General features: G+C 40.2%; 25 protein-coding genes and 3 tRNA genes. 8 read left to right on the top strand and 20 right to left on the bottom strand.

Annotated features, from left to right (window positions below; all coding sequences use genetic code 11):
- Positions 1-7: 7 nt before the first annotated feature.
- A complete protein-coding gene (locus tag ACMAZF_RS01065; protein WP_435275660.1) occupies positions 8-541 on the top strand; it encodes a gamma carbonic anhydrase family protein in 534 nt (177 codons plus the stop codon).
- Here ACMAZF_RS01065 and ACMAZF_RS01060 read toward each other — a convergent pair.
- The 3 genes from ACMAZF_RS01060 to ubiK are packed head-to-tail and all read right to left on the bottom strand — an operon-like array spanning position 533 to position 1,871.
- Complete coding sequence (locus ACMAZF_RS01060; protein WP_435275659.1) at positions 533-796, bottom strand: DUF1488 family protein; 264 nt, start codon at positions 794-796, stop codon at positions 533-535. The two genes, ACMAZF_RS01065 and ACMAZF_RS01060, sit on opposite strands and share 9 nt — an antisense overlap.
- Positions 793-1,605 (bottom strand): shikimate dehydrogenase, encoded by an 813-nt coding sequence (gene aroE / locus ACMAZF_RS01055; RefSeq protein WP_435275658.1) that lies wholly within the window; start codon positions 1,603-1,605, stop codon positions 793-795. The genes ACMAZF_RS01060 and aroE overlap by 4 nt, the downstream gene beginning before the upstream one ends.
- Positions 1,606-1,613: 8 nt before the next feature.
- Positions 1,614-1,871 carry a ubiquinone biosynthesis accessory factor UbiK gene (gene ubiK, locus ACMAZF_RS01050; RefSeq protein ID WP_435277151.1) on the bottom strand — a complete coding sequence of 86 codons (258 nt, stop codon included), beginning with the start codon at positions 1,869-1,871 and terminating at the stop codon, positions 1,614-1,616.
- 117 nt (positions 1,872-1,988) lie between these two features.
- On the opposite strand from ubiK, the gene rep reads away from it, so the two are divergent.
- Positions 1,989-4,001 carry a DNA helicase Rep gene (rep, locus tag ACMAZF_RS01045; RefSeq protein ID WP_435275657.1) on the top strand — a complete coding sequence of 671 codons (2,013 nt, stop codon included), beginning with the start codon at positions 1,989-1,991 and terminating at the stop codon, positions 3,999-4,001.
- 48 nt (positions 4,002-4,049) lie between these two features.
- On the opposite strand, the gene ACMAZF_RS01040 is transcribed toward rep, so the two are convergent.
- Positions 4,050-4,472: a c-type cytochrome gene (locus tag ACMAZF_RS01040; RefSeq protein WP_435275656.1), complete on the bottom strand. Its 423-nt coding sequence runs from the start codon at positions 4,470-4,472 to the stop codon at positions 4,050-4,052.
- A 213-nt stretch (positions 4,473-4,685) separates the two neighbouring features.
- On the opposite strand from ACMAZF_RS01040, the gene ACMAZF_RS01035 reads away from it, so the two are divergent.
- The 3 genes from ACMAZF_RS01035 to ACMAZF_RS01025 all read left to right on the top strand — a co-directional run bounded on the left by ACMAZF_RS01035 (position 4,686) and on the right by ACMAZF_RS01025 (position 5,029).
- Positions 4,686-4,762, top strand: a tRNA-Arg gene (locus ACMAZF_RS01035).
- Between the two features lie 32 nt (positions 4,763-4,794).
- Positions 4,795-4,870 (top strand) — tRNA-His (locus ACMAZF_RS01030).
- An 82-nt stretch (positions 4,871-4,952) separates the two neighbouring features.
- Positions 4,953-5,029 (top strand) — tRNA-Pro (locus ACMAZF_RS01025).
- Between the two features lie 141 nt (positions 5,030-5,170).
- Here the strand turns inward: ACMAZF_RS01025 and ACMAZF_RS01020 are convergent.
- Complete coding sequence (locus ACMAZF_RS01020; protein ID WP_435275655.1) at positions 5,171-5,584, bottom strand: OsmC family protein; 414 nt, start codon at positions 5,582-5,584, stop codon at positions 5,171-5,173.
- A gap of 119 nt (positions 5,585-5,703) precedes the next feature.
- Between ACMAZF_RS01020 and ACMAZF_RS01015 the strand changes: the two genes are divergently transcribed.
- Positions 5,704-5,928: a hypothetical protein gene (locus tag ACMAZF_RS01015; RefSeq protein WP_435275654.1), complete on the top strand. Its 225-nt coding sequence runs from the start codon at positions 5,704-5,706 to the stop codon at positions 5,926-5,928.
- Here ACMAZF_RS01015 and ACMAZF_RS01010 read toward each other — a convergent pair.
- The 9 genes from ACMAZF_RS01010 to pilM form a co-directional block, all read right to left on the bottom strand.
- Positions 5,925-6,737 (bottom strand): Dam family site-specific DNA-(adenine-N6)-methyltransferase, encoded by an 813-nt coding sequence (locus tag ACMAZF_RS01010; RefSeq protein WP_435275653.1) that lies wholly within the window; start codon positions 6,735-6,737, stop codon positions 5,925-5,927. The genes ACMAZF_RS01015 and ACMAZF_RS01010 overlap by 4 nt on opposite strands.
- Positions 6,724-8,187 (bottom strand): AAA family ATPase, encoded by a 1,464-nt coding sequence (locus ACMAZF_RS01005; RefSeq protein ID WP_435275652.1) that lies wholly within the window; start codon positions 8,185-8,187, stop codon positions 6,724-6,726. Before ACMAZF_RS01005 ends, ACMAZF_RS01010 begins: the two co-directional genes overlap by 14 nt.
- Positions 8,188-8,205: 18 nt before the next feature.
- Positions 8,206-9,285: a 3-dehydroquinate synthase gene (gene aroB / locus ACMAZF_RS01000; RefSeq protein ID WP_435275651.1), complete on the bottom strand. Its 1,080-nt coding sequence runs from the start codon at positions 9,283-9,285 to the stop codon at positions 8,206-8,208.
- A 4-nt stretch (positions 9,286-9,289) separates the two neighbouring features.
- Positions 9,290-9,805 carry a shikimate kinase AroK gene (gene aroK / locus ACMAZF_RS00995; RefSeq protein WP_435275650.1) on the bottom strand — a complete coding sequence of 172 codons (516 nt, stop codon included), beginning with the start codon at positions 9,803-9,805 and terminating at the stop codon, positions 9,290-9,292.
- A 316-nt stretch (positions 9,806-10,121) separates the two neighbouring features.
- Complete coding sequence (locus ACMAZF_RS00990) at positions 10,122-12,185, bottom strand: type IV pilus secretin PilQ (RefSeq protein WP_435275649.1); 2,064 nt, start codon at positions 12,183-12,185, stop codon at positions 10,122-10,124.
- A gap of 45 nt (positions 12,186-12,230) precedes the next feature.
- Entirely contained in the window at positions 12,231-12,752 is a 522-nt protein-coding gene (locus ACMAZF_RS00985) for a pilus assembly protein PilP (RefSeq protein ID WP_435275648.1), read from the bottom strand.
- Positions 12,752-13,339, bottom strand: coding sequence for a type 4a pilus biogenesis protein PilO (locus ACMAZF_RS00980; protein ID WP_435275647.1), 588 nt, complete (start codon positions 13,337-13,339; stop codon positions 12,752-12,754). Before ACMAZF_RS00980 ends, ACMAZF_RS00985 begins: the two co-directional genes overlap by 1 nt.
- The gene (locus tag ACMAZF_RS00975) at positions 13,339-13,899 is read right to left on the bottom strand and encodes a PilN domain-containing protein (RefSeq protein WP_435275646.1); all 561 of its coding nucleotides are present in this window, start codon (positions 13,897-13,899) and stop codon (positions 13,339-13,341) included. Before ACMAZF_RS00975 ends, ACMAZF_RS00980 begins: the two co-directional genes overlap by 1 nt.
- Positions 13,899-14,969 (bottom strand): type IV pilus assembly protein PilM, encoded by a 1,071-nt coding sequence (gene pilM / locus ACMAZF_RS00970; RefSeq protein ID WP_435275645.1) that lies wholly within the window; start codon positions 14,967-14,969, stop codon positions 13,899-13,901. Before pilM ends, ACMAZF_RS00975 begins: the two co-directional genes overlap by 1 nt.
- A gap of 511 nt (positions 14,970-15,480) precedes the next feature.
- Here pilM and ACMAZF_RS00965 point away from each other — a divergent pair.
- Positions 15,481-18,057 (top strand): penicillin-binding protein 1A, encoded by a 2,577-nt coding sequence (locus ACMAZF_RS00965; RefSeq protein WP_435275644.1) that lies wholly within the window; start codon positions 15,481-15,483, stop codon positions 18,055-18,057.
- Between the two features lie 71 nt (positions 18,058-18,128).
- Here ACMAZF_RS00965 and argH read toward each other — a convergent pair whose 3' ends face one another.
- The 4 genes from argH to argC are packed head-to-tail and all read right to left on the bottom strand — an operon-like array spanning position 18,129 to position 22,831.
- A complete protein-coding gene (argH, locus tag ACMAZF_RS00960) occupies positions 18,129-20,063 on the bottom strand; it encodes an argininosuccinate lyase (protein WP_435275643.1) in 1,935 nt (644 codons plus the stop codon).
- Positions 20,064-20,114: 51 nt separating this feature from the next.
- Positions 20,115-21,023: an ornithine carbamoyltransferase gene (locus ACMAZF_RS00955; RefSeq protein WP_435277150.1), complete on the bottom strand. Its 909-nt coding sequence runs from the start codon at positions 21,021-21,023 to the stop codon at positions 20,115-20,117.
- Between the two features lie 27 nt (positions 21,024-21,050).
- On the bottom strand, positions 21,051-21,827 hold the full coding sequence (argB, locus tag ACMAZF_RS00950) for an acetylglutamate kinase (protein WP_435275642.1): 777 nt from the start codon (positions 21,825-21,827) through the stop codon (positions 21,051-21,053).
- 2 nt (positions 21,828-21,829) lie between these two features.
- On the bottom strand, positions 21,830-22,831 hold the full coding sequence (gene argC / locus ACMAZF_RS00945) for an N-acetyl-gamma-glutamyl-phosphate reductase (protein ID WP_435275641.1): 1,002 nt from the start codon (positions 22,829-22,831) through the stop codon (positions 21,830-21,832).
- A 243-nt stretch (positions 22,832-23,074) separates the two neighbouring features.
- Between argC and ACMAZF_RS00940 the strand changes: the two genes are divergently transcribed.
- A complete protein-coding gene (locus ACMAZF_RS00940) occupies positions 23,075-23,878 on the top strand; it encodes an NAD-dependent epimerase/dehydratase family protein (RefSeq protein WP_435275640.1) in 804 nt (267 codons plus the stop codon).
- Here the strand turns inward: ACMAZF_RS00940 and ACMAZF_RS00935 are convergent.
- Both ACMAZF_RS00935 and rhlB read right to left on the bottom strand, forming a co-directional pair.
- Positions 23,861-25,321: a Ppx/GppA phosphatase family protein gene (locus tag ACMAZF_RS00935; RefSeq protein WP_435275639.1), complete on the bottom strand. Its 1,461-nt coding sequence runs from the start codon at positions 25,319-25,321 to the stop codon at positions 23,861-23,863. The genes ACMAZF_RS00940 and ACMAZF_RS00935 overlap by 18 nt on opposite strands.
- Before the next feature lie 85 nt (positions 25,322-25,406).
- Positions 25,407-26,699: an ATP-dependent RNA helicase RhlB gene (gene rhlB / locus ACMAZF_RS00930; RefSeq protein WP_435275638.1), complete on the bottom strand. Its 1,293-nt coding sequence runs from the start codon at positions 26,697-26,699 to the stop codon at positions 25,407-25,409.
- Positions 26,700-26,792 lie beyond the last annotated feature (93 nt).

Genomic DNA, 26,792 nt, shown 5'->3' with positions numbered 1-26,792 from the left:
ACAACTTATGTCTTCCAATCTAACGTCATTTAAAGGTGTTTTCCCGACACTAGGACTGCGAAATTATATTGATATCAATACTGTAATCTGCGGTGATGTGGAATTTGGTGATGATTGTAGCGTATGGCCATTTGTCGCCATCAGAGGCGATGTCAATTATATCCGGATTGGTCATCGTTCAAATATTCAAGATGGCAGTGTTTTACACGTAACGAGAAAAAGTGAGAAAAACCCTATAGGTAATCCATTAATTATCGGGGATGATGTCACTATTGGCCACAAGGTGATGCTACACGGATGTACGATTGGTTCGCGTATTTTAGTTGGTATGGGTGCAATAATTATGGATGGTGCTGTCGTAAGCGACGATGTATTCATCGGAGCAGGTACTTTAGTACCGCCGAATAAAGTATTAGAGTCTGGGTATCTTTATGTTGGGAATCCAATGAAAAAAGCGCGCCCGCTCAATGATGATGAACGTGCTTTCTTAACTCAATCAGCGATAAATTACGTTACGCTAAAAGATGATTATCTAGCGTAGAAGTAAACAGCCGTTATCTTCGAGTTGCTCATCAACGATGGCTTGCTGTGTATCTTCTTCTATATCAAAAGAGATCATCGAGCAAAACGCATCGATGGCCTCAGATTGTAACTCACCGGAGAATCCTTTATTTCTTAGGTATTCTAAAGTGAGTGCACACTTGATAATGGCGCCACTATACTGAGCTGTAAACTGTACGTGTTGATTCAAAGGGCTCCATGCCATATCGTCATTCACTAGTATTGACTGATTCATGTTAATTGCGCTCTCAGTTCAACAAGTACCGATGCTACCTCAGGATACACATTGCGCCATATTCTAAAGCTTTCAGCCGCTTGGCCTACCAACATTCCTAACCCATCAATTGTTTTTTGAACGCCCAGTTCATCAGCCCATCTCAAAAAGCATGTGGGTTCGTTGCCATAGGCCATGTCATAACAGCAAGTTGCACTAGCGATAACTCGGGATTCAATATCAGGAAGCTTATTGCTTAAGCTAGCAGATGTTGAATTAATAATAAGGTCAAACTCATTGGTCAAGCTAGATAACTCGCTGCAACTTAACTGGCTACTATCAAATTCACTTACCAATTGTTGAGCTTTTTCAAAAGTTCGATTAGTAACGGTAATAGAAGAAGGTAGTTGTTCAAGTAATGGTAATATGCAACCTCGTGCTGCACCGCCAGCGCCAATAATGAGTACTCTCTTATCACGAATTGTTATTCGTTGCCTTAACAGATCTTCAACAAGTCCCTGTCCGTCAGTGTTATCTCCAATAATGGTACCATCATCAGTAAAAGATAGCGTATTGACTGCTCCGGCTGCTTTAGCTCTTGGCGTTAACTCTTGCGCTATTGCAAAAGCCCGTTCTTTAAATGGCACAGTAATATTGCAACCTTTACCGCCAATTCGTTGAAAGTTTTGAATAAAGGTTTCGAATTGGTCAAGTTCAACTTTCTTCTTTTCATAAGCTAGTGTCTGATTCGTTGAGCTTGCAAAGCTTTGGTGAATAAACGGCGACTTACTATGTTCAATTGGATTACCAATGACGAGATACTTATCCACTTTAGAACCTATTCGTTTGTTTGATTCGACTGTTCAATTAATTCAGCGACTTGTTTTTCTAACACCACAAGTTTTTCTCTCGTTTTTAGAAGTACTTGAGTTTGCACATCAAACTCCTCTCGGGATACAACATCAAGTTTGTTAAGTTGGCCTTGAAGCACTTGCTTTGTTTTACTTTCAACTTCATCTGCAACGTTTTTCAACCCTGGCGGTAAGGCATTGGCAACTTGTTGCGCGATTTCTTCTAATTTCTTTGCATTTATCATCACTGATATCCCTAATTAGGTCGACATCATGTTAACTAACATTTGTCTCGATTTATTCCGCCCATTGTAACTATAAATCAGGTAAAATTCGCTAGTTAATCTTGGTGAGCGATAAAAATGAAGTTAAACCCACAACAAAATGAAGCGGTGCATTATATTGATGGCCCCTGTTTAGTACTCGCAGGTGCAGGCAGTGGTAAGACTCGCGTTATCATTAATAAAATATCCTATCTTATTCAAACTTGTGGATATAAGCCTCGTAATATTGCAGCTGTTACTTTCACCAACAAAGCCGCACGAGAAATGAAAGAGCGATTAAGTCAAGAGTTAGGTAGGAAAGAAACACGTGGTTTAACCGTTTCTACTTTCCATACATTAGGCTTGACGATAATTAAGCGTGAAGCAAAAAATATTGGTATCAAGCCTGGTTTCACACTGTTTGATGGCACTGATACGCTAGCGTTGTTAAAAGAGCTCACCGAGAAAGAGCTCGATGGTGATAAAGATAAACTTAATTTGCTTCAAGGTATCATCTCTAATTTCAAGAACGATTTAATGACGCCAGAGAAAGCCATCAAACAGGCTCAATCTGGGCAAGACATTTTAGTTGCTCAGTTATACGAGCGTTATCAGAACCAACTCCGTGCGTACAATGCATTAGACTTTGATGATTTAATCATGGTGCCTACATTGTTGTTAGGTAATAATGCGGAAGCCCGTGAACGGTGGCAAAATAGATTCCATTATTTACTAATCGATGAATATCAAGATACCAACACCAGTCAATACGAATTAGTTAAGCTGTTAACCGGGGTCCGTGGCCGATTTACTGTCGTTGGCGATGATGATCAATCGATTTACTCTTGGCGTGGGGCGAGACCACAAAACCTAGTATTATTAAAAGAAGATTTTCCAAAGTTACGCCTCATAAAGTTAGAACAAAATTATCGTTCAAGCTCTCGTATCCTGCGCTGTGCCAACATTTTGATTGCCAATAATCCACATGTTTATGATAAAGCGTTATTTAGTGAACTCGCTGATGGCCCGTTGCTCAAAGTAATTTACGGAAAGAATGAAGAGCATGAAGCAGAAAGAGTTGTCGCAGAGATCGTTCGTCATCGCTTCTTAAACAAAACAGCGTATAGTGATTTTGCGATTTTGTATCGAGGAAACTTTCAGTCACGTGTGTTTGAGAAAGCACTCATGACGAACAGAATTCCTTATAAAATAAGCGGTGGTACGTCGTTTTTCTCTCGCAGTGAGATAAAAGATGTCATGGCCTACCTTAAACTGTTAGTTAACCCTGATGATGATACGTCTTTTTTACGTGTGGTGAACACTCCCAAACGTGGAATTGGACCTGCGACGTTAGAAAAGTTGGGGAATTACGCCAATATGAGGCAGCAAAGTTTGTTCGCTGCCAGTTTTGAGCTTGGGTTAGAACAAACCTTACACGGTGAGAAATTACAGGTTTTGCAGCAGTTCACTCGTTGGTTAGTTGAACTTGATGATCAATCTCGTCGCGGCGATCCACTTGAGGCGGTACGCCAGATTATTAGAGATATCAATTACGAAGATTGGCTCTATGAAACAAGTCCGAGTGGTAAAGCCGCTGAAATGCGCATGAAGAATGTAAGCACGCTATTTACTTGGGTGAGCGGTATGCTCGATGGCGACGATTTAGATGAACCGATGACATTGCCAGAAGTTGTCACTCGATTAACATTACGCGACATGATGGAACGCGGTGAAGAAGAAGAGCAAGCAGATCAAGTTCAGCTAATGACGTTACATGCATCTAAAGGGTTAGAGTTTCCAATTGTCTTTATGGTGGGCATGGAAGAAGGATTATTGCCTCATCAAGCAAGCATTGATGAAGATAATATAGAAGAAGAGCGCCGCCTCGCTTATGTAGGAATTACTCGTGCTCAACGTGAATTGATAATGACTCAAGCAAAAGAGCGACGTCAATATGGTGAGCTTATTAGGCCAACGGCAAGTCGTTTTCTTGATGAACTGCCACAAGACGATATTGAATGGGAATCTCAGAAGCCGCCTAAGTCTGCCGCTGAAAGGAAAAAAACAGCAACATCAGCCATTGCAAACCTACGAGGGATGTTAGGTAAATAACTCAATTAAAAAGGCCGCGAAAGCGGCCTTTTATTGGGAAAGGAACTATTAGAGTCCTTTAGTCATGAATTCGATAGTTGACTTAAGTTCGTCTTCGCTACAGTTCATACATGTCCCTTTAGCTGGCATAACACCTGTTTTACCAGTGAAGCCTTTCCAAGCATGGTTAAACATTACGTCCATACCTTGTGCTACACGAGGAGCCCAAGCACCTTTATCACCCTTTTTAGGTGCGCCGCCAGCACCAGTACCATGACAACCAAAACATGTTGTTTGATATATATCGGCACCAGTACGAGGTCCAGCAGGAACAACTGGGGCTGCCGGTTGAGCACCCGCTAAATAAACATTGCCCACTGGCGCAATGCGTTTGTTTACAGCGTCATCAGACAAATCTGAAGCATTAACGCTTAATGACAATGTAAGTGCGACACCTAGTGTCATCATTACTTTAGATACACCTGCATTCATGTGTAGAAACCCCTGACTAATAATATTGATTTATTTTTGCGATATTATAAACGGTTCTGTTCAGATGAAAACACTAATATCAGTTAGTTTTATTGATTTACACCATATAAAGTATGAATACTGTCGACTTTTGCATCAGTTAACATATTTTTTTAATTTTTTTATAGACGGGCAATCATTAAATCCTTAATATATGCACCCGCACTAGGGAATGCGCCCATAGCTCAGCTGGATAGAGCGCACCCCTCCGGAGGGTGAGGCCAGGAGTTCGAATCTTCTTGGGCGCGCCATATTTCTTCGGTTAGTGCAGCGGTAAACAGTGGTGACTATAGCTCAGTTGGTAGAGCCCCGGATTGTGATTCCGGTTGTCGTGGGTTCGAGCCCCATTAGTCACCCCATCTTTTTGCTTCGAACTTCCTTATGCCGCTGGCATAACGGTTTCTTGCAAATCACTATGTTCACACATAGTACATTAGAAGTCGGTGATTAGCGCAGCCTGGTAGCGCATCTGGTTTGGGACCAGAGGGTCAGAGGTTCGAATCCTCTATCACCGACCACTTCTTTTCTTAATTCAAACTACACTCAATTACTTTATTAACATTAATATATTCGTTATTTTAGTAATCAAGTAATCAAGTAATCAGCTCATTATTTTTTCTGACGTCCTTGTCAGCAATATATCAACTTTCAAATGCTATTTAATCTTCTACTTCAACGATTTCATGGGTATGCGTAATCTCAACACCCTTTTCTAACATCAAGGCCACTGAACAGTATTTCTCTGCCGATAATGAAACAGCTCGATCAAGATGTTTTTCTTTGATTCCTTTACCTGTAGCAATAAAATGCAGGTTAATTGACGTGAAATATCTAGGCGCTTCATCGCGACGTACCGATGTTAATTCAACTTTAACGCCACTTACGTTTTGTTTAGCTTTCTTCAAGATACTAACGACGTCTACCGAGCTACAACCACCCACTGACATCAGTACCATTTCCATTGGGCTAGGCGCTTTTGAATCACTGCCATTGGCATCCATAATAATTTGATGACCAGACTCTGATTCACCAAGGAATGTTTCTTTTTCTACCCAACTTACTGTTGCTTTCATTGTTATTATTCCTATATTGTTTAGTTCGAATTCGAATGATTTTTAATCAATAAATTACTAGTCAAATCTTGATTGGTTGTTTATACTATTTGGCCAACTTTAAAACTAAGGAGAGAAATATGATACGCCGTCAAAAACGTTTGTTTTATGTCGCTTCATTAGTTTTAATTTCTGGTTTAGCAACCAGTTCATTTGTGGAGCAAGATACGTTATTGCAATCTTGTTATCAACAGCCAACTTGTGAAGTGATTGCAAAAACGCTTAATTGGGGTGATTGGCTCGCAGGTAGTTCATCTGCTCAATTCCACTTTATCGATTTATTAGAATTGATTTCTTCATTTTAATAAAGTGCAAGTAATTCACCAACCTTAGTGCGTTTCCCTGCCTTTTGGCTGATTGTTCGCTTAACCTTTATCTCTTTCAAATTCGCTTGTTTGTATAGATGTCTCGTTAAATCTAAATCATGATTGCTGATAACAACTGGGACACCAGCGTTACTGGAGTGCTCTGCGAGGTTTGCAAGATCTTCTTGATCCTTTAATTTAAAACCCTGCCCTGAATAGCTCGTGAAACTTGCAGTAGGTGATAGTGGCGCATAAGGAGGATCACAGTAAATAACATCGCCTGATTTAGCTTGTTTGAACGTTTCTCGAAAGCACACATTAGTAAACGTTGCTTTTTGCGCTTTTTCAGCAAAAAACCATAATTCTTTTTCGGGAAAATATGGCTTTTTGTAACGTCCAAAAGGCACGTTATAACCACCTTTTAGGTTATAACGGCACAATCCATTGTAGCCGTGCCTATTCATGTATAAAAAATAGATAGCACGTTCTAAGATATCTGACGATGCATTAAATTTTGCTCGAATATCGTAATAACGATCTTTATCGTTATAGTTAGGTGTAAAAAACTCGCTGGCTGCTTTGATGTAATCGTCAGCGTTAGTCTGTAGCAATTTATAGAGATTAATTAGATCGGCATTTACATCATTAAGTAAATATTCTTCAAAATCTGAATTAAGAAACACTGAACCAGCTCCGACAAAAGGCTCTATCAACCGGTCACTCGACGGTAACACACGGTTAATGTCTTCAATCAGTCCATATTTACCGCCAGCCCATTTTAAAAATGCTCGGTTCTTAGTTATTGTCATTATCGTTATTTTCTAATTGTCGTGTAGTTACGTTTATTTCTTCTCGAATGGACTGAAAAGATTTTGCCCAAGGTGACATTTTTTCAAATGTTGGTAAGTTATTATCAACATAATTATTTGCTTCAACGCTCGTTGAAAAATCACCATAAAGTAACACATACCATGGCTTACTATCTCTAATAGTTTGATAAAATTTTAGTTTTTCATCAGTTGCAATAAAACTACTCTTTACGCTTTCGAGACTTTCAAACTTGCTAAAACCACCAAGCATCAACGAATATCTGTCGACTTCGATTTTCAATAGTTTTTGCTCGTCATGCAAATAAGTCACCGCTGATTGGGTTTGTAGCGTCACATCGTTCTGCTCAGCATTCACGATTTTAGATTCAACGCTAGGCTCAAGTATTGATGCTTTCGTTTTTATAGTTGATGTCTCATCAACCGCTTCAATATTCGTCGGCTGCTCAATCGTAGAGGAACTCTCTTCTGTTTTTTGTAACTCGGTAACAGGTTCAAGTAATTGCTGTGACTCTGACGGCAATTCTGCGTCGGAGCCGACCAATGCTTTATCAACCCGATTCAAAGGTAACTCTTCATTCAATTCAATCGGTTTCTTCTGATTAGTTGCATCAAGCTGAACTTGTGGTATTTCAACTGGTTCAATAACAGGTTCACTCGTTCTTAAATAGAATGCCACTACAGTTGCAGCGATGGCCAAGAACGTTATCATCGCTCCCAAGAATAAAAAGACTTTAAATTTAGTCTTTTTATTATTAGGAAGCTGAGCATAGATTAATTGTTTAGGTATTAAATATTCCAATGGCACTTTATTAACAAATTGCTGAATTTTTTGATCAGACCAGTCAGCATGAACACTCATCATAAAATCAGTGGCTTGTTGTTTAGTTAATGTAGGTACTAAGAACTCAGCAACGCGACTATCAGACTTGTTTTTTAATCCATGATGTAATGGCTTAGCCCACTTAGTATCACCAATGAGTAATACGTTAAATGTAAGGTTAGATTGATTAACACGGGAAAATTCGTGAATAGCTTGCCACAATGCACTCAAACCTTGATTAGCAATAAACTCAGCATTATCGATGACAACTAGCACTGACTGATGGTGGTGCTCGATAGCTTGATATACGGCTTTTGCAATTGGCTGATTGAGATCCGTTAACTCATCAGTAACTAACTCACAAATCAATTGTTGTTTTAACTGTTCAGGTTGTATAGTTGACTTTAGGGACATGCTAATCACTAAACTCGCTGAAAGGCTATCTTGAAGTCGATTAGCAATATGAGTCTTTCCAACCCCTGATATTCCGTGGAGGAATGTCATTTTGTTGCTATCTTTACACGCTAATGCAATTCTTGAAATCAGTTGCTCTTGCACATTAAGCACTACGTCCATACTTCCCTGACGATTAATTCTTTCATCAACCATCAACAACTTATCCTTGAGCTAGTGGTTTTCGATAGCATCTGAAAGCGTGCTATTATCAATTCCTGAAACAACGTCAGCGTGACCAATACCTTGAGGTAATATAAAGCGAAGCTTTCCTGCTAATACCTTTTTGTCGATCGCCATATGCTCCATAAACTGCTCAGTAGACATGTCAGCCGGCTTAACAATTGGCAAAGAATACCTCGAAAATATATCTTTGATACTATCAAATTCACTCGGTGTTATTCGATTCATTGTCAATGCAGTTTTTGCAGCAATCACAGTGCCTGCTGCAACGGCTTCACCATGTAACCATTTGCCATAACCTTGCTCTGACTCAATGGCATGGCCAAAAGTATGCCCAAGGTTGAGTAATGCGCGGACACCATGCTCTTTTTCATCTTGCGCGACGACATCAGCCTTGATTGCACAGCAACGCTCAATCATCTGAATCAAGTGTTCCGAAGATAGCGACTGTATTTCAGTGCGATGCTTGATGAGCCACTGATAGAATTCATTATCCCAAATGATGCCGTATTTAATGACCTCAGCCATGCCAGCAGCAAATTCTCGCTGCGGCAACGTAGCCAAACAATCAATATCAATCACAACAGCTTGGGGCTGATAAAAAGCACCAATCATGTTCTTACCGAGTGGATGATTAACAGCTGTTTTACCACCGACACTCGAATCAACCTGTGATAGCACCGTTGTAGGGATCTGAATAAACTCCACACCTCTTTGATAGCACGATGCAGCAAAGCCTGCCATATCACCGATAACGCCACCACCTAAGGCAATAATACTCGTATCTCGTCCATGCTTTTTAGATAAAAGTTGATCGAAAATGATGTTGAGTGTTTCTAAGTTCTTATAGGATTCACCGTCTGGTAATGTCACCACATCAACATTTTTACCAGCGGACTCTAGCGACTGTAAAACTTGCTCAAGATACAAGGGAGCGACAACCGTGTTCGTCACAACCATGACTTGCGTTCCAGTCACATGTTGAGACATTAATTGGCTATCGCTTAAGAGATTCTGCCCAATATAAATAGGATAACTTCGATCACCAAGTTGTACATTGAGCAGTTTCATCTAATTAAAAGCCTAATTTGTCGATAATTTCTTTGGCAACTAATTTCGCACTTTGCTCATCAGTTTTAACAGTTAGATCAGCAATTTCTTCGTATAAAGGATTACGCAATTCTGCTAAATCTTCTAATACTTGGCGTGGGTTTTCCGAGCGCAATAACGGACGACGCTTGTCACGTTGAGTTCGCGCAACTTGCTTGTCGATAGTCGTTTCTAAATAGACGACTAATCCGCGAGCGGATAGTTTATTACGGACGTCTTTTGAAATTATTGAACCGCCGCCTGTGGCCAAGACAATACCCTGCTGTTCAGTTAGGTCGCTGATTACGTCAGCTTCACGCTTACGGAATCCGTCTTCACCTTCAACATCAAATACCCAAGCAATCTCAGCACCTGTACGACGCTCTATTTCAGCGTCTGAATCAACAAACTCTAGATGTAATTGCTGCGCAATTTGTCGTCCAATCGTACTTTTACCAGCGCCCATAGGGCCCACAATATATATATTTCGTTTTTCAGCCATTATCACTACATTCAATTAAATCAAGCCTAAGTAGGTTATTACCTACCACTGTTGCCTACCTGCGAGTTTCGATGTTTAGCACACTAAACAGTTTTATTATTTATTTTAACCGTTAGATTTACCATTGCTCGCAATCTTTTATAGGCAAATTTAGCCGTGCATTATCTCAATAACAATGTAAAAAAGGCAAGCGTTAAGGGGCAGTTTCTTTGGTAGGGTTATCACGATTTTCTAATCGTTATAAAAAAAGGTGTCTAATTATGCAAAAATTAGACACTACCCCGCTCAAATGAACGAGGTAGAAGGTAGTCAAACGCTACTGTGCTTCAGTGATTATTCTTGGTGTCACAAAAATAAGTAGTTCGCGGCGTTCAGTAAAGTCTTTAGACGTTCTGAACATCCAACCTAATAAAGGAAGGTCTCCTAATACTGGCACCTTACTTACACCATAGATCAATTGTTGTTGATAAATACCACCTAACACTATCGTTTCGCCATTGCTCACTAACACTTGGGTACCAATGCGTTGCGTATTAATTGCAACTGCCTCACCAATTGCTGTTTTTACCGTGTCGCCACGTGTATCCTGAGTAATGTTAAGATCTAAAATAACTCTATCATCAGGTGTAATATGTGGCGTTACTTTTAAAGACAACACCGCTGGCTTAAAGGTAACTGTTGTAGCACCACTTGATGCAGCTGATACGTAAGGAATTTCAGTACCTTGTTCAATAAAGGCTGGGCTTTGATTAGCAGTTGTAATACTTGGTCTTGCAATGATTTCGCCTTTATTTTCTCGCTCGAGCGCAGACAACTCTAAATCTAGTATTGTTCCATCCGCTAATTTAGACACCTGAAACGCGATTGTGCCGGCAGAGTCGGCAATAGGTAGATTAACATTAAGTCTGTCATTTAGTGCAGGAACCACGCCTCCAGCTGCGGTATTCGCGCCATTTAATGATCCAGATGTTGCGCCGTCACTTAATGTATCAGTTACGCCCCATTTAATACCGAACTCTTCATTGATGTTATCTGTCACGGTAACAATACGAGCCTCAATGACCACTTGTTTAACCGGAACATCAAGAATGTCAACCAAACGACGAACATCATCTAGTTTTTTCGCTGTATCCTGAATTAAAAGCGTATTCGTTCTTTCATCAACAGCGACACTGCCTCGTTCAGACAGAATTTTAGAGTCGCCGCCATCTAATAACGTGGCAATCTCTTTCGCTTTCGCATAATTAATCTGCAAAAACTCGGTATACAATGGTACTAACTTTTCAACTTCTTGATTTGATTTTAATTCCGTTGCTTCACGTGTTGCTAACTCGTCAGCAGGCGCAACTAATAAGATATTCCCTTCAATTCTCTTACCCAGACCTTTAAATTTCAAGATCATGTCCAACGCTTGGTCCCATGGCACATTTTCCAATCGTAATGTGATATCACCCGTTACGCTATCACCAGTCACAAGATTAAAATTATTATAATCGGCAATGATTTGAAGCGCTGTTCTTACAGCTACTTTTTGAAAGTTTAACGAGAATTTTTTGCCCGTATAAACAACTTTCTTTTGTTCTTTTTCGACAAATGTTTCTTTCGTTGGCTCAAATACTGACAGAATAAAATCATTTCCTATTTGCGATTCTTCATATTCAAAGTCTTTATGGGTTTGAACCAGAATTAGTACACCATCTTCTTCGCGAAAAGTTTCAAAACTTCTAACAGGCGTCGCAAAGTCCAATACATCCATGGTGTAAAGATTGTCTTCAGAAATTCCGGTACCTTTTAATCGTACTTCAATACGATTACCGTTTTGTGTAACCATGCTAGTTACGGATTGGTCTTTTAAGCGTACGATCAATTGACCACGTTCTTTTGAATCCAACTTGAAATCAAGCGATTGCACTGAATTTATACGAAGTTTTGATAAAGCTTCATTAGATAAACTTACTGGCGCTACTTCTTTTTTCATTTCTTCAGTAGGCGCTTCGATTGCTTTATCCAATATCAATGAATAGGTTTTTCCATTGGCCTCTACATTGTGAGATACAGAATTAGATAACGAAATTAAAATTTGCAAGCGGTCGCTATCTGGAAACGCTTTAATCCCATTAATACCTAAAGCATTATCTGGCATCAAATCGAGTTCTAACTCATTGTCAACTTGGCCAAAATCAAGAAATATTTGATCTGGTTGCGCAACAAATTGCACATCATTAGCTTTAATTGATGTATCAAATATAAAGTCAATTTTTACTTGTTTAGCAGATAATTCACTGTACTGGATGTCAACCAAGTCTTTAGCCGACGCTAAGCCTGGTAACACCATTAATAAAAATAAACCGCGTCTTAACATTTGGTTAATGCTCACCATTATTCTCCTTGGCGACGGTGGTAAAAAACGATAACAAGTTCAAGATTAACTATCGCTATGTAATGATAATGAGTTTTGGCGCTCAACCCAACAACCTGAGCCGTCAGGTACTATTTCTGTAATTTCAATTTGCTGTTCACTTACTTGCATTATTTTACCGTGAAATAGACCAATATAATTGCCCTTTTTCACTTTATAAACTTCACCACCATTAGTTTGAATCAAAGCCCAAAGTTCCTCTGCCGTACCTAGGGTACCACGCATCACTAAATTATCTAACGCATTAGCTTCTAGCAGAGACTTACGACGATTTACGTCAGGCTGCAAACAATCTCTTCCTTTACTTATAACGTCCAATGTCAGTTCCTGCTGAGGCGCTTCAAATGGGCTGCGATTAAAACCAGCACTATATTCAAAATGTTGATAAGTCAGCGGCTCTGGAAGCGGTTCAATAGAGATGCCTTTGGATTGTTTAACTTTGGCGACAAAGTTTCTAGTATCTTGCATTGAGGTCTCACAACCTTGAATGGCGAACAATAATATCAAGAGCCCAATTAATCTAAACATTATTTCCCCTTATAGCGGTATGTTTTAGCCACAATGTGAAAAGCCAACTGCCCACTCGCCGCTTTTTTAATGGAAAATTCATGTAAACTTACAATTCGTGGAAGTTTAGCAACGTCACTGACAAACTTTCCAAATTGATGATAGTCACCTGAAACATCAATAAAAAGAGGTAATTCTGTATAGAACTCTTGTTCAACTTCGTTACCCCATTTAATGGTAGAAATTCTAAGTCCAGAAGACGTTGCAATAAATGTAATATCATCAAGCATGCCTGGCGTTTCATGCGTTGCCGGTAGTTTCTTAAGCATTTCAGCTAATTGAACTTCCAACTCCAGCATTTGTTCTTGATATGCTTCAAGGTTGTACGCTAATCGATATTTAGACTCGTAGTCGTAACGCAATTTCTCATCTTGCTCTGCACCATTAGATAAACTATCTAATTGGCCACTTAAAACAACGAAATAAGCTAGTACAAGTGTCATCACGAACACCACAAGATAAGCGATTCCTTTTACTAAAGGTGGCCACGAACCAGAATATTTAAGATCTAAGTCGACTGATTGTAATTCAGATAAATCTAATTTCATTACTTAGCCCCTTGATCAACATTTAAATTTACATCGACGCGTAGTGAAAATTTATTTAACTGACGAAGACTACCTTCTTGCAAGTCAATTTGTTTCACTAAGGGGTCTTTATACCATTGAGAATTCTCAAAGTTACGCAGCAAATTAGCTAGGTGATTATTAGACTCCGTTAAGCCCTCAATCCACAGCGTGTTACCTTTTCTTTCTACTTGCTCAAGGTAAACCCCTGGGACCATTAGTTTCGCCAAAGAATCTAATAAATGCGTTGAAAGACTACGAGCATTTTGCAAACGTTCAATAAGATCCATTCGCTTTTTTAAGTCAGACTTAGTCTTGCGTAACTCTCTAATTTCCAAAATCTGACCATTTATAATCGCTATTTCATCTTTTAAATAAGCGTTCTTTTGAGACTGAAGTGCTAGTTCATTATCAAGCAATACAGATAGAGCAATGGTAAAAAATACGCCGACTAGGAATGCAAACGCTGCAAACATATTGAATTCATGCTGCCGCTTAAGCTTCGCTTCTTCTCGCCATGGCAGTAAATTAATATTAGCCATTATTTAAAATTCCTTAACGCCAAGCCAGTTGCCATCATATATTGAGCTCCTTCTCTGTTTAACGCATCAAAGTCGATGGATTTACGAACTTCACAGTGCAAAAATGGTTGCGCTAAGACACATGAAATACTAATTTCTTCACTGATGGCAACGTCAATACCTTCAATATTGGTACAACCACCTGAAAGGATAATCTTCGATACTTGATTATTATCATTTGCACTACTGTACATTTGAATCATACGCTTAATTTGTTGTGCTAACGCCGTTTGAAAAGGAGCAAAAACTTCAAACACATAATTGCGAGGTAACTCACCGCTTAACTTAGCTTGCTCCGCTTCGTAATTATCCATCCCATAATAAGCAACTATTGACTGAGTATATTGTTCTCCACCAAAAGCTTGTTCTTTTATAAACACTGTTTTCCCGTCTTTGACGACAGCAATTGTAAGCATGGCTGCGCCAACATCAATTAACGCAACGGCTTGCTCTTTTTCAGTATCTGACACTTGATGTTCAATCAATTCAAATGTTCGGCCTAATGCATAACCCTCAACATCGATGACCTTAGCTTGCAACTTGCCAATTTCAAGCGCTTGCGATCTCGCCTGAACCAATTCCGAACGTGCAGCGACGAGCAAAACATCAACCTTTTCGTTATTTACAGCGTTCTCACCTAATATTTCAAAATCAAGACTGACTTCATCTAACGGGTATGGAATTAAATTTTCTGCTTCAATCTCAATTTGTGATTCTAATTCTTCGTCATTTCTAACGGCGTTCATATAAATCGTTTTGATAATAACGCCTGAGCCTGACACTGCGGCAGCGGCATGATCAGCACCGGACTTAGAAAATTTCTTTTTAACTTTCTTAATTACCTCACCAACACCTTGTAGATCAGTGATTGCATTATCTACAACAAAGCCTCTAGAGATCGGAAAATGGGCAACATTTTCAACCTTATAACCATTGTTGGATCTATTTAGCAGCACAGCCTTTACGGAACTCGATCCGATGTCTACACCGATCATCTTTGTTGTTTTAGGTTTTAAAAGTCCTGAAAGCATAGAAAGTGCGCCGTTTTTAAATTATTAATGAATTAGGATTAGTTATAGCAACAAACAATACAAATATATAGTTTTTGGTTAATCAAACATTAACTTATCTACAATATACTTAGGGTCTGTTGATCTTTTGAGTTCATTTTTGCAGCAATTTGTTTGGGATTTCTACAAGGCAGAGCCTATGTGGTGTAGCTGGCTCGATAATAGCTCCTGCATTATCCTAATGAGCTACATCCCTGTAGCAATACACGAATAGGCGATAACGCCGTAGAAATAACAAACAAATGCTGTCCGTAGGATTCACCTAAAAGTATTTTGTGCGGCGTTATTCGTCATTCACTGGGGTAAACCCAGCATCAATCCTCATGCCTTGGCCAAAATCCTTTTAGATTGAACAAAATTTGAACCACAAAGTTCAACAGACCTTATTATATTTTACTCATTTGCTAGTGATTAGCTAACTATTAATGCAATTTAGTTTTATAATATTGCCTGAACTCTGCCCAGCTCATAGATGAATAACATAACAATGCTAAAATTTTTAAAATGGACGTTTATAACCGGTCTAATTGGCGGCTTACTTGGTGTCATATCCTTAGTCGGACTTTATATGTACCTTTCACCTGATTTACCTGACGCTACAAAGCTCAAGGAATTTAAGTTACAGACGCCATTAAAAGTTTTTTCGCAAGACGGAAAACTCATCTCTCAATACGGTGAGAAAAAACGCATTCCTCTGACATTTGACGAGGTGCCGTTGCAAATGAGACAAGCATTTCTAGCAATTGAAGACTCTCGCTTTTACCAACATCCTGGTATCGACCCTATTGGCATTGTTCGTGCTGCAATTAATCTCGCTGTAACGGGTAAAAAAGGCCAAGGCGCAAGTACAATTACGCAACAGGTTGCTCGAAATTATTTTTTAACGCGTGAAAAAACTTACATACGTAAGATTCGCGAAGTATTTTTAGCATGGAATATCGAACAAGAATTATCAAAAGACGAAATACTACTCGCCTATCTAAACAAGATCCCGCTAGGACATCGTTCATTTGGTGTTGGGGCAGCAGCACAAGTCTATTATGGCAAATCAGTTGATGAGCTCACATTAGCTCAAATGGCGGTGATTGCAGGGTTACCGAAAGCGCCATCAACATTAAACCCAATTCGCTCGCCATCGCGCGCTAAAGCACGACGTAATTTAGTACTCAAGCGAATGCACGATTTAAAATACATTGATAACGCCGAGTATGAAGCAGCAAAGAATGCGCCAATTACTGGCAAGCGCCATGGTGCAAAAATCGAGTTATATGCACCTTATTTAGGTGAAATGGTAAGAGCTCACATGGTGGCAACCTATGGCAGAGAAAACGCTTATTCAAATGGTTTTAATGTTTATACAACCGTACCTTCAGAACTACAATTGGCAGCTCAAAACGCCGTTGCAACTAATATACTCAATTACGACTTACGTCACGGATACCGTGGTCCAGAGCAGCAATTTGATTTAGAAAAAGTCCTTGATGTTGCAAAAAATGAATCGTCAAAATCAATTGATATTGACCCCAACTCCATTATCGCTAAGCTCCTGTCGAAAACCCGTGATGTACGTATTTTACAACCTGCAGTAGTCAAAACGGTCAATGAACAAGCATTTGAAGCGGTGTTAAAAAACGGAGAGTCAATAATTATTGAGTGGGACCAAATGAAGTGGGCACGTGCGTTTGTCGATGACAACAATCAAGGAGCAGCGCCGCAAACTGCAATTGATATTGTCGCTCTTGGTGATCTTATTCGTGTATTCAAAAAACAAGACAAATGGCACTTATCTCAAGTGCCAGAAGTGAGTAGCGCATTAGTTTCCCTTGATCCTTACGATGGTGCTATTCGCTCTATCATCGGTGGGTTTGATTTTAATAAGAGTCAATTTAATCGTGTGACTCAAGCTAAACGTCAAATCGGCTCAAATATAAAACCATTCTTATATTCTTTTGCAATGGACAAAGGCTTTACGCTAGCTAGCATTATCAATGATGTGCCGATTACGCAGTGGGATCGCTCTCAAGGCGCAGCGTGGCGACCTAAAAACTCACCACCGATCTATAATGGACCTACTCGTCTTCGTCTAGGTTTGTCTCAATCAAAAAATGTCATGTCAGTAAAACTGATTCAAAAGCTCGGTATTCGTAACAGTATTAATCATATGACAAAGTTTGGTTTTCAAAAAGATGACCTGCCGATTGGCGAATCACTCGCACTTGGTTCAGCATCAGTGACACCTCTAGAGGCAGCGACAGCCTATGCGACTTTTGCCAATGGTGGTTTCTTAATATCACCATACTTTATTGAACGCATTACCGACTCTACACAGGGCGTTGTTGAAATTGCTAATCCACATATAGCCTGTCAAGCCTGTGAGCAAGCCCCTGAAATTGTCATCGATGATTTTTCACCTTTAGAAAGTATCGAGCTATCACAACAATGTATGATGGATAAATCTAAACTTGCCCCTCGTGTGATCAGTGCTCAGAATGCATTCTTAGTGACAGAAATGCTAAAAAGCGTTATCACAGGTGGTGGTAATTGGTCTAAAAAAACTGGCTGGTCTGGTACGGGGTGGCGTATTGCGAACACGATTAAGCGAAAGGACATTGGCGGAAAGACAGGAACCACTAATAACTCTAAAGATGCTTGGTTCTCAGGCATTAGCCCATATTTTGTGACCAGTACTTGGATCGGTTTTGATAACCCTTCGCGCGCGCTGGGTCGTACAAGAACCAATAATAACCTAGATAAAAGCCAAATCAAGGGGGCAGAATCAGGCGCTAAAAGTGCAATGCCAGCATGGATTGAGTTCATGAATTTTGCATTAAGAGACTATCCACAACAACGAAAAGTCGTCCCTGAAAATATTAAAACAGTTCGTATCGATATGGCTACTGGATTACTCACAACAAAAACGGATCATACCTCTCGGTTTGAATACTTTCTTGCTGGCACAGAACCAACAACCTTTGTCGATGCAGAGCAATCAACAACCGCTACCACAGCAGATTCAGTTGATGATCACTTTGAAGACGACATCTTCTAAGCATCAATCAACAGACAAAAAAGGCGCTTTTCAGCGCCTTTTTCATTGCATAATATTCCTATTAAAGAGAATCACTGAATTTGAAATTCCATGGCAATTTCATCGCAGGCTTCTTTCTTCGGACAACCTTCACAGTCTTTGATTACCTTCTCTGGCAATAGTTCTTTTTCAAGCTCTGTAAAGCCATGCTTTGCAAAAAAGTCAGGCACACGAGTTAACACAATCACTCGTTCTAATTCTAACTCTTGGGCACGTAAAAGCATGTGATCAATTAACGCACGACCTTGGCCAGCGCCTTGATGTTCAGGATTAATACCAACTGAGCGGATTTCTGCGAGCCCAGTGCCATAAATATATAATGACGCACAGCCGACAATCTCATCTTCGCTAACCGCAACAGAAAAGTCTAAAATACTGTTCAAGACATCAAAGCGAGAGCGCGGTAATGTTTCACCAGCATCAGACCAATAATTAACAATTTTCGTTATATCATCGACGTCTGATAATTTAGCGTGGCGAACATTAAGTAGCTCAGCTTTGTGAGCATTAATACGAAGTTGCATCGTGCCCATCGCATTCTGTACTTGCCCTTCCGTTGTGCTGCCAACAACTTCAGCAGCCACAGGCTCTTTTTTAACATCAATACGCTGTTCTTCAAGTGCTGACATGACGCTTGTTAATGATGTTCCGCCAAGTACTTCACGTTTCGCTAAACAAGCATCAATAGTTAGATGCTGATAAACATCTGATTCAATCACACTCGAAAATTCTTTAAGCTGCTCTAACGTAAAGTCTTCAAGTGCCACCTGACGAGAAATCGCTGAAACAACAACTTCACCTACGATATGATGCGCTTCTCTAAATGGAATGTCTTTTGATACTAGATAATCAGCTAGCTCTGTTGCATTAGCGTAACCTTGCTGGGCAGCAGCTAACATGCGTGGCTTGTTAGTTTTTAATCCATCAAGCACCATCGCCATCATCTCTAAACAATCGCCCCAGTTATCTAAAGCATCAAAGAGTCCTTCTTTGTCTTCTTGCATATCTTTATTATAGGCAAGTGGCAGTGCTTTAAGCGTCATCATAATGCCACTTAACGAACCAAATACACGGCCAGTTTTACCGCGAATAAGCTCTAATGAATCTGGGTTTTTCTTTTGAGGCATTAGAGACGAACCAGAAGTCACGTTATCCGCTAATTGAATAAAGCCCGCTTCACCTGAATTATAAAAGATAAGATCTTCAGCCATACGTGATAGATGCATCATCGACATGCTGGCGTCAGCCAATAATTCAACCACATGGTCACGATCAGATACCGCATCAAGACTATTTTGTGTTGCTTGTTTAAAGCCTAAATCTCTCGCCAATGCATGACGGTCAATAGGATAAGCGGTACCAGCCAACGCTCCTGAGCCTAACGGACATCTGTCCAATCGTTCAGTCGTATCGCGCATACGACTCAAATCACGATCAAACATTTCAACATAAGCCAAACACCAATGACCAAAACTAATAGGTTGAGCACGTTGTAAATGTGTATAGCCTGGCATCACGGTCGATTGTTCACGCTGCGCAACATCGAGTAGTGCTTGTTGTAAACGAACAATTAACTCACAAAGCTCTGCTGATTGTTCTTTACACCACAATTTTAGATCAGTAGCGACTTGGTCATTACGGCTACGTCCCGTATGAAGTTTTTTGCCAAGATCTCCCACTTTTTCAATCAACTTTGATTCTACAAAACTATGTATATCTTCCGCATCACTTTGCAAAATTTTCTGCGGATCGGCAGCCACTTCTTCGGCTAATTCATTGAGCGCACTCTCTAACGATTTTTGCTCTTGGGAGCTCAATACGTTAACTTGCTCTAATGCACGGGACCAACTGATTGAACCGATAATATCTTGCTTGGCCAACCGGTAATCAAACCTCAGTGAATCATTAAATTTTTTAAATCTATCATCTGCTGCTTCGGTGAATCTGCCACCCCATAATGCCGCCATGACTATTCCTCTTGAATTGCTAACTATTGCTAACTATTGCTAATTAATTTTTTACTCACCAAGAAGTGTTATTAACACTGCATTTTGAGCATGCATTCTATTTTCAGCCTGACGCAATACTAACGATTGCTTCCCGTCAAAGACTTCTTGTGTAACTTCTTGGTCAATATGTGCTGGTTGGCAATGCATGAAATATCCGATATTCAATTCATTCATCATGGCCTGATTTACTTGGTAAGGTGCGAACTTTCCTTTGATGTCGTCATAACTAATATCGTCACCCATCGAAATCCACGTATCAGTATAGATAGCATCAGCATTTTTTGCGGCTTGAGGATCCATACTTAACGTTAAGCTACCACCATGAGCCTGTGCGATCGCTTGTGCTTCAAGCACAACCTGACCATCAGGGAAACAGCCTTGTGGGCAAACAACCACCATATCACTACCGCAAACAGCCGCAGCAAACATCAATGAATGAGTAACGTTATTGCCATCACCAATATAAGCGACTTTAACTTGACTTAAATCGTCAAATTTTTCCGCGATACTCAAAAAATCAGCCAGTCCCTGACAAGGGTGATACATGTCGCTAAGCGAATTCACCACAGGTACGCTGCCAGCCTGTGCTAATTCCTCACAGGTTTGATGACTAAAGGTTCGTGCAACAATCCCGTCTGCCCAACATGAAATATTTTTAGCAAAATCGCTAACAGATTCACGTTTACCTAAGGCGCCGTTGTTCTGATCAAGATAGACACTGTGGCCACCTAATTTCGCGATACCAATATCAAAAGTAACACGGGTACGCAGGCTTTGCTTTTCATATAAGGTAACGATACTTTTACCAGCAAGCGCCTGACTATAATTTTTAGGATTAGCTTTAACATCTTTTGCCAATGTAATGAGGGACAAAAATTGTTCCTGTGATAAATCTTTAATACTTAAAAAATGTTCCAATTTCTTCATGGTTATTACCAAATCCTATTATTGTTCGGGTTTAATCAAAGTGCCGCACGTTTTACCTGCCGCAAACGCCATTAAATCTTGCGGCTGCTGCCAACTAGCGATGACAATTGAATCCTGTAGAGCCTTCGCCGTGTTAAATGCCGTATTTACTTTCACCTTCATACCGCCAACAATCACACCTTGAGTAATTAATTGTTCGGCATATTTAGGTGACAACTCATCAATAAGCTCTTTATTACCGTCCAATACGCCAGGCACATCAGACAACAAAATTAATTTTCCGCCAATAAGCTGAGCAATAACTTGCGCCGCTTGATCAGCGTTTACGTTAAGTAAATTTCCTTGCCCATCATCAGCTATCGAACCAATCAACGGTGTATAGCCTTGCGATAGTAACGAATTTAGTAATGCAGGCTCACCAACACCACATCGACCTACTTGGCCTAGCCTTTCATCAACATACTCTGTACTTACTAAACCACCGTCACACAAGCTAAGGCCAACCGCGTTAACGTCATGTTGTTTAGCAGTCGCAACAAGCAGCTTGTTTGCCGCACCAGCTAGCGCACCTGCTACAATATTTGTTTGCGATTTAGGTGTTACTCTTAGCCCGTCCAGCTTTTCATTCGTAAGGCCCATGGCAACTATCCAATCATCAACTAGACAACCACCACCATGAACAAGTACAACGGCAATATCTTGTTTCACCAAAGAAGCGATTGTTTGAAATAACTCGGCTTTCTCATCAACAGAATCAAGTAACGCGCCGCCAACTTTAATGACTAAAGGCTGCATAATTAATTAGCCCCTAATCCAAAGTGAATTTCAATACACTGTAACCCTTGACCAGCTGCGCCTTTTAATAAGTTATCGATCGCACTGGCAATGACAATATGGCCACTGGCTGCATCATACTTCCATGCGATATCACAATAAGGCGTATTAGCAACATCATCGATTTTCGGCCACACATCACCACGTAAACGAACATGAGTGGAATCACGGTAGCAATCAAATGCGTTGGCAATATCTTGTTGTGTTACACCCACTTTCAATTTAGCGGTGATAGTCGCCAAAATACCTCGTTTGAAGTTTCCTAAATGTGGCGTAAAGATGACTTGAGCGCCCAACTGAGTAGCAATTTCGGGCTGATGACGATGACCTAGCACGCCATAAGGCGTTAAACTCACTTCACAAAAACTATTGGTCATCGACGCTTTTCGACCAGCACCTGTCACACCACTAACTGCATTAATAACTGGCCACTGTTTTTCATCAAGAAAACGTGCAGCTTGCAACGGTTTTAATGCTAACAATGATGCTGTTGGATAACAGCCCGGCACAGCAATCAATTTAGATGACTTAATTTGCTCACTTGACCACTCTGCAAGGCCATATTCAGCTTGCTCAAGTAGCTGAGGGTGTTGATGTTCAAAACCATAATACTGACTAATATACTTGCCGTCTTTAAATCGGAATGCACCCGATAAATCAAAAACACTTAGCCCTGCTGCTAAAAGTTGCGGTGCAATGTCATGGCTAACATCATGGCTTGTGGCTAATACTACAGCCTGATTATTTGCATAAATATCAGAAAATGATTTATCTGTTAGCGGTGTTAACGTTGCTGAGACTTCATGAGACAAATGTGGGTAAAGCTCACTAATGTTTTTCCCTTTATCCAAGCTGTTTTCAGAGACATAAATGCCTGTAAGGTTTAGTTGGTCATGCTGCTCTATCAGCTGGCACATTTGTGCACCAGTATAACCACTAGCACCAATAATTGCTATATTAATCATATTAATACATTCACTTTATATTCGATTAAAAATTTAATTTAGACGGAGGAGTCAGTAGAAAAGACCGACGACATAAACAAAGCTGCTTATCGTCGTCGGTTAAGGGTATACTTCATTTGAGAGATATATTGGTTCATTGCCAGTGTTTCATCATTAATCAAGGCAATATTGCCAACACATTCAGTATAACCAATAAAAATAGTTATGCAACTTTAATGCATAATTATTTTACAGGAAATTCTAGTGACTCAACACATTCTTATTATTGGCAGTGGCTGGCTAGGTTTGCCATTGGCAAAAAGTCTCAATCAACAAGGTCAACACGTTACTGCAACAACGACAAGTAATAACAAAGTAGCCATCGGTGATGTCAATGTTATTCATCTTGATACGCAAGATCCTAAAAGTATAGCAGCGCTTAATATGCATTTTGATGTGATGATTATTACAATCCCGCCAAAGCGTGGCTTAGGGTATGACTATTTGACAGAGTTAACACAGCTTCATCACTTGGCAATTTCGTTAGCGATTCCTCACGTTTTATTTACTAGCTCAACCTCTGTTTGGGGTAATAACAAAAATATCGTTATTGAGAGTTCACCAATGCAGCCAACAACGGAATCGGCAAAAACCATGGTTGCTTTTGAGCAATTAATTCATGATGCCCCAGAGTACTTGGCAACCACCATTAAACTGTCAGGGCTCATCGGCTGTGATCGCCATCCTGGAAGGTTTTTGGCAGAAAAAACAGACGTAGCGAACCCAGACGCCCCAGTAAACTTAGTCGTTAAAGAAGATGTTATTGGAATAATTAGCGCGGTGATTCAACAGGATATATGGCAACAATCTTTAATTGCTTGCGCGCCATCTCATCCGTCACGCCACAACTTTTACACCGCAGCAGCAGCACATTTAGGGTTAACACCGCCTACATTTACACCAGAGACACTGCTAAATAAAACAATAGATGCAACGCACACATCGCAGCTACTGAAATATCAATATCAACATCCTGATCTATTGCAGTGGTTAGCTGAACACGAATAGCGGATTGAGCGCGCTTTCTTCATCAAGTTGCACCATCATTAGTGGTGACTTTTTTGCTACCGATGATGGGATATCTAATGTGAAACCATTATCGGTTCGTCGCAGTTTGACTGATTGACAACGTGTGCCTTGGTAACGCCCTGCACAAATCACAGCCAAGCGTAAACACATCAACATTTCTTGTGCACTGTTAGAATCACAACACCCTTGCTCAGATAACAAATGTTGCTCAATATCGCCTTTGAAATTCCCTACTAAAGCGATTAGCAATGATGTTTGCTGCTTGCTAAACCCTGCAAGCGGCATATTAGATAATAAATATCGTGCATGCAGTGGCGCTTCAATATACTCAACGCTTACGCCCAACTCATGAATCAAACCAGCATAGTTCAGCATGGGCATGACTGAGTCATCAACAGAAATATCATTAGCAAACTGCGCAGCTAACTGGGCAACATGTTGTCCCTGCAGTGTATTCAATTGAAGGCGCTGAATGATTGACATGCAAGTCTTTAAACAAATATCATCACTTAACGATTCTTGTGATAATTGATGAATAACCCCTTCGCGCAACGCACCGCCAGAGGCTAACATTGAGTTAATTACGAGCTCTTCAAAAAGCGCAATTAAAATACAGAGGCCACTAACAAATACCACTCTTCGCTCTGCTTTTAATCCATCAAGTAACAATCTATCCTGATCCACACATGCGATACATTGCGCCTGCAATTGATAAAGCTTATCTAACGTAATTTCTTCATTTAGTCCTTGAGCGACTAAGACTTCCTGCACAGCCTGAACAGAGCCAGATGCCCCTAAAGTTAATTGCCATTGATGAGCAAGGTAATCATGTTTCACAGGCAATAATGTTTCTTTCGCCGCTGCGACGGCCGCTGAAAAATTACCTTGAGATAATAGATTGTCTCCAAAATAACGCTCTAACCACGTAACGCATCCCATATTAAGACTGTTAAGCACAATAGGGGTTACGCCACTACCTAAAATTAATTCAGTACTAGCACCGCCAATATCAATAATCAGTCGCTTACCACAGCCATTACTTGTCACCGCCATGCCATGATAAATAAGCGCCGCCTCTTCTTCACCACTGATAATATTTATTGGCGTTCCGAGCAGTTTGTTTCCTTGTTCACAAAACTTTTCGGCATTCGTTGCCAAGCGTAATGTTGCAGTTGCAACGACTTTGACATTATCAATATTTAGTTGCGATAGATGTTCACCAAACCATGCTAAGCATTGCCAACCACGCTCCATTACTTCATGGCTTAATACGTTGTTTTCATTCAGCCCTGACGCAAGTCGCACTTTACGTTTAACCTTTGAAATAACACGTGGAGCACCAGCAACATTATCAACAACCATCATGTGGAAGCTATTTGATCCCAAGTCGATTACGGCGTAAGTATTGTTTAAAGCAGACAAGGAGAATCCTTCTTCTTAGTTATTTTGATATTTCTTTTAACGAAAAAGGCCGTAAAACGACCCTTTTTATTTTCAATGTAACAGCTTAGCGGTGACGATTTCTGTCGTTGCTATGTTGTCTTTTAGGCCCGTTATGGCGTTTGTTAAAGCCTTTATTACCTTCATCGCGTGGTTTGCGAGGAATACGCTTTGGCTGTGCGATATCAGTCAATAAAGCTTCTTTCTCATAATTACTCACTGGAATTTGATGAGAAATATATTCTTCGATGGCAGGAAGGTTCAGCGCAAACTGCTCACAGGCAAAGCTAATTGAATGTCCAGTAGCGCCAGCACGACCCGTACGACCAATGCGATGCACATAATCTTGCGCGTCATCCGGTAAATCGAAATTAAACACGTAAGTCACATCAGAGATATGTAAACCACGTGCAGCAACATCAGTGGCTACTAAAATATCGATATCGCCTTTGGTAAACTGCTCTAAGATTTTTAAACGCTTCTTTTGTGGCACATCACCTGTTAATAAACCTGCACGATGCCCATCAGCGACTAAATAACCCCAAACTTCTTCACATTTGTGTTTCATGTTAGCAAACACAATGGCTTTATCTGGCCACTCTTCTTCAAGCAACGTTAACAATAATGGAATTTTATCGTCATTGGCTGGATAAAATATTTCTTCTTGAACATTCGTAGAGGTTTTTTGCGTCGGTTCAATTTCTATGTGCTCTGGTTCATTCATGTTGTCATACGCTAATTCGCGTACTTTAAATGAAAGCGTCGCAGAGAACAGCATATTTAAGCGCTCTGTTGCCGGCGGCATACGTCTGAATATGTAACGAATATCTTTAATGAAACCCAAATCGAACATACGGTCAGCTTCATCTAATACGGCCGCTTGTACGCTACGTAAGTCGATATGGCCTTGCTTCATAAAATCAATTAATCGACCAGTGGTTGCAATAACAATATCGGCGCCCTTTTCAAGTTCACTGATTTGTTTGTCGTATCCATCACCACCGTATACAAGCGCTAACTTAAGTCCGGTTTTTTCCGCTAGCGGTTTAGCATCATTATAAATTTGAATCGCTAATTCACGTGTTGGTGCCATTATCAACGAACGAATTTGATTTGCTTTGCGCTCTTGCTCAATTGGATTGTTAAGTAAATGATTAAATGTAGCAACTAAGAAAGCGAGTGTTTTACCTGTACCTGTTTGCGCCTGGCCAGCAATGTCTTTATTGGACATTAAAATGGGTAATGATTTAGCTTGAATAGGTGTACATTGCGTGTAACCGACGCTATCTAAGGCGGTTTTTAACGATGGCACGAGATCAAATTGTGCGAACGTTGTTTCTGTTAAGTGAGTATTTTTCATGACGCTAGCATATCAGGTCTTCTCACAAAAAAACGCCTCGATTGCAAAAAAATAGCGATAGGGGTTGAACTCTCAATTCATTACCCTCATATT

The organism is Psychrobium sp. nBUS_13, from assembly GCF_051201665.1.
Classification (GTDB): Bacteria; Pseudomonadota; Gammaproteobacteria; order Enterobacterales; family Psychrobiaceae; genus Psychrobium.
The sequence above is the reverse complement of the archived record's forward strand: the minus strand, read 5'-3'. Positions and strand labels throughout refer to the sequence as shown.

Coding starts and splice junctions, on each gene's coding strand:
- ACMAZF_RS01065 (WP_435275660.1), top strand. CDS start 8: ATGTCTTCCAATCTAACGTCATTTAAAGGTGTTTTCCCGACACTAGGA.
- ACMAZF_RS01060 (WP_435275659.1), bottom strand. CDS start 796: ATGAATCAGTCAATACTAGTGAATGACGATATGGCATGGAGCCCTTTG.
- ubiK (WP_435277151.1), bottom strand. CDS start 1,871: ATGATAAATGCAAAGAAATTAGAAGAAATCGCGCAACAAGTTGCCAAT.
- rep (WP_435275657.1), top strand. CDS start 1,989: ATGAAGTTAAACCCACAACAAAATGAAGCGGTGCATTATATTGATGGC.
- ACMAZF_RS01040 (WP_435275656.1), bottom strand. CDS start 4,472: ATGAATGCAGGTGTATCTAAAGTAATGATGACACTAGGTGTCGCACTT.
- ACMAZF_RS01020 (WP_435275655.1), bottom strand. CDS start 5,584: ATGAAAGCAACAGTAAGTTGGGTAGAAAAAGAAACATTCCTTGGTGAA.
- ACMAZF_RS01015 (WP_435275654.1), top strand. CDS start 5,704: ATGATACGCCGTCAAAAACGTTTGTTTTATGTCGCTTCATTAGTTTTA.
- ACMAZF_RS01010 (WP_435275653.1), bottom strand. CDS start 6,737: ATGACAATAACTAAGAACCGAGCATTTTTAAAATGGGCTGGCGGTAAA.
- ACMAZF_RS01005 (WP_435275652.1), bottom strand. CDS start 8,187: ATGGTTGATGAAAGAATTAATCGTCAGGGAAGTATGGACGTAGTGCTT.
- aroB (WP_435275651.1), bottom strand. CDS start 9,285: ATGAAACTGCTCAATGTACAACTTGGTGATCGAAGTTATCCTATTTAT.
- aroK (WP_435275650.1), bottom strand. CDS start 9,805: ATGGCTGAAAAACGAAATATATATATTGTGGGCCCTATGGGCGCTGGT.
- ACMAZF_RS00990 (WP_435275649.1), bottom strand. CDS start 12,185: ATGGTGAGCATTAACCAAATGTTAAGACGCGGTTTATTTTTATTAATG.
- ACMAZF_RS00985 (WP_435275648.1), bottom strand. CDS start 12,752: ATGTTTAGATTAATTGGGCTCTTGATATTATTGTTCGCCATTCAAGGT.
- ACMAZF_RS00980 (WP_435275647.1), bottom strand. CDS start 13,339: ATGAAATTAGATTTATCTGAATTACAATCAGTCGACTTAGATCTTAAA.
- ACMAZF_RS00975 (WP_435275646.1), bottom strand. CDS start 13,899: ATGGCTAATATTAATTTACTGCCATGGCGAGAAGAAGCGAAGCTTAAG.
- pilM (WP_435275645.1), bottom strand. CDS start 14,969: ATGCTTTCAGGACTTTTAAAACCTAAAACAACAAAGATGATCGGTGTA.
- ACMAZF_RS00965 (WP_435275644.1), top strand. CDS start 15,481: ATGAATAACATAACAATGCTAAAATTTTTAAAATGGACGTTTATAACC.
- argH (WP_435275643.1), bottom strand. CDS start 20,063: ATGGCGGCATTATGGGGTGGCAGATTCACCGAAGCAGCAGATGATAGA.
- argB (WP_435275642.1), bottom strand. CDS start 21,827: ATGCAGCCTTTAGTCATTAAAGTTGGCGGCGCGTTACTTGATTCTGTT.
- argC (WP_435275641.1), bottom strand. CDS start 22,831: ATGATTAATATAGCAATTATTGGTGCTAGTGGTTATACTGGTGCACAA.
- rhlB (WP_435275638.1), bottom strand. CDS start 26,699: ATGAAAAATACTCACTTAACAGAAACAACGTTCGCACAATTTGATCTC.